At 45.0% G+C, this 2188-nt stretch carries 3 protein-coding genes and 1 pseudogene; all 4 read left to right on the forward strand.

Annotated features, from left to right (window positions below; translation table 11 throughout):
• Positions 1 to 290, forward strand: a pseudogene (locus WAM07_RS08365) (L-carnitine dehydrogenase); the annotation flags it as partial.
• Positions 291 to 304: 14 nt separating this feature from the next.
• Entirely contained in the window at positions 305 to 775 is a 471-nt protein-coding gene (locus WAM07_RS08370; protein WP_422166029.1) for a thioesterase family protein, read from the forward strand.
• A gap of 182 nt (positions 776 to 957) precedes the next feature.
• Positions 958 to 1818 (forward strand): AraC family transcriptional regulator, encoded by an 861-nt coding sequence (locus WAM07_RS08375; protein WP_422166030.1) that lies wholly within the window; start codon positions 958 to 960, stop codon positions 1816 to 1818.
• Between the two features lie 37 nt (positions 1819 to 1855).
• A partial coding sequence (locus WAM07_RS08380) for an FAD-dependent oxidoreductase (protein ID WP_422166031.1) occupies positions 1856 to 2188 on the forward strand: 333 nt, incomplete at its 3' end.

The following is a 2188-nucleotide window of genomic DNA, read 5'->3' on the forward strand; positions in this document are numbered from 1 at the left end:
TGCGCTACGCCCAATATGGTCCTTTCTTAACGTTCCATCTGGCTGGTGGAGAAGGCGGTATGCGACATATGCTGAAACAATTCGGCCCGGCTTTGAAAAAACCGTGGACGAAGCTTGAAGCTCCAGAACTGACGGATGAACTTTACAACAAAGTTGTTTCCGGCTGTGAGCATCAATCAAATGGCATGACCATGTCCGAGCTTGATCAGAACCGAAATGAATTTCTCGTTCGTCTTTATGACCTTGTTCAGGAATATTGGCCGAAAGAGACAGAGAAAACTCACTCATAAAGGAGCGTTCAAACATGAAACCATCCTTTCGTTATACAAAATCCGTCCCGGCGGAATGGGTCGATTACAACGGGCATATGAATGATGCGGAATACAGCCGCGCTTTCAGCCTGGCGACTGACGCATTTATCGAACACGTTGGTCTTGATGAAGCAGCACGTAATCATTGGAACTACACCATTTTCACACTGGAAACTCATACGTGCTATCTTCAGGAAGTGAAGGAAAAGGCAGCCTTTGATATAACGGCAAAGATACTGGATTACGACTCCAAGCGCATGCATCTGTTTTTCACAATGAAAAATGAGGCGGGCGAACTTGTAGCCACCTTTGAGGAAATGCTCATGGGTATTGATCAAACGGAGGGCCGGGGTGCTCCATTCCCTGAACTCGTAGCTGCCACCATTCGTGAGATTTATCAGGCCCAGGATAACGAGGAGTATATCAAGCAGGCAGGACGGACGATCGGGATTCGTAGAAAATAATGTGTAGAAAAGGCAAGCAGTGACGCTGCTTGCCTTTTTCTATACTATTTATAAACAGAGGCTGCTAACTCAAGGCGATGATATAATAAAAGAAAAACGTCTTAAAACCTGTTCCACTCAAGCAGAAATGAACAGGATTTCACCACGTGGAAAGGTTACTGTAGATACAGGGAGTGATTCATATGACATTAGTGGAGTCCATGCAGCGGTCGATTGATTATATGGAAAACCATCTACTTGAAGACGTTTCGATTGAAGAAATCGCAAGCCAGGCCAATACGTCTGTCTTTCATTTTCAACGAATGTTTACACTGTTGACTGAAACACCAGTTGCCGAGTATCTCAGGAGAAGAAGGTTGACGCTTGCTGCTCATGAACTTTCCAAAACCAATATTAAAGTAATTGATATCGCCTTAAAGTATGGATATGACACTCCTGAGTCTTTCGCGAAAGCATTCAAAAAACAACATGGAATCACTCCTAGGGAAGCGAAATGCTTTACGGGAAAGATGCAATCCTATAACCGCCTGGTGATCCAGGTGAATGTGAAAGGAGCAGAACCTATGTTATACCACATGGTACAAAAAGGTCCCATACAAGTTGTGGGGGTGAGGCGAGAGCTATCCTGCGAAAATGGAGAAAACCAGCAGGTTATTCCACGGCTTTGGGAGAAGGTAAATGGAGATGGGACATCTGAGGAGTTAAGCCAATTAAATGATGGAGGTATTCAGGGACTTCTCGGTGTATGCGTGGATAAAAGTCATGTCCAGGCTAATCTGATTGATTATTGGATTGCAGCCGCTCACAAAGGAGAGGCACCTGGGCGTTTTTCACAGCTTGAGCTGCCTGCTTCTACATGGGCGGTATTCGAAGTGCACGGTCCCATGCCTTTGTCCATTCAAAAGGTGTGGAAGCAGATCTATTCAGAATGGTTTCCGTCCAGCGGGTATGAACATGCCGGCACGCCGGACCTGGAGGTCTATTCTGAGGGAGATCCTTTTAGTGAGGACTATTATTCAGAAATATGGATTCCGGTGAAGTAAAGGAAAATAGTAGTCTATTAGAAAGGAGGCTTAAGGGATGAAAGTAATCATCGTGGGCGGAGGTATCGCTGGGTTGACTCTGGCATATTGGCTGAATAGGAATGGAAATGATGTGAAGGTCATAGAAAAGGCTTCAGAATTAAGAACAGAAGGGTATATGCTGGACTTTTTTGGACCCGGCTATGACGTGGCAGAGGAAATGGGGATCCTGGAGCAGCTTAGCCGCATTCATTATCCAATTTCCGGTTTGGAATTTCGGAACGAGAAAGGCAAGTTTAAGTTCAAGCTCCCTTACCCTTCTCTCAGACATTTATTTAACGGACGCCATTTTAACTTCCTGAGAGGAGATTTGGAGCAGGTTTTGTATGAT

It is taken from the genome of Halobacillus sp., assembly GCF_049282395.1.
Taxonomy (GTDB): domain Bacteria; phylum Bacillota; class Bacilli; order Bacillales; family Halobacillaceae; genus Halobacillus.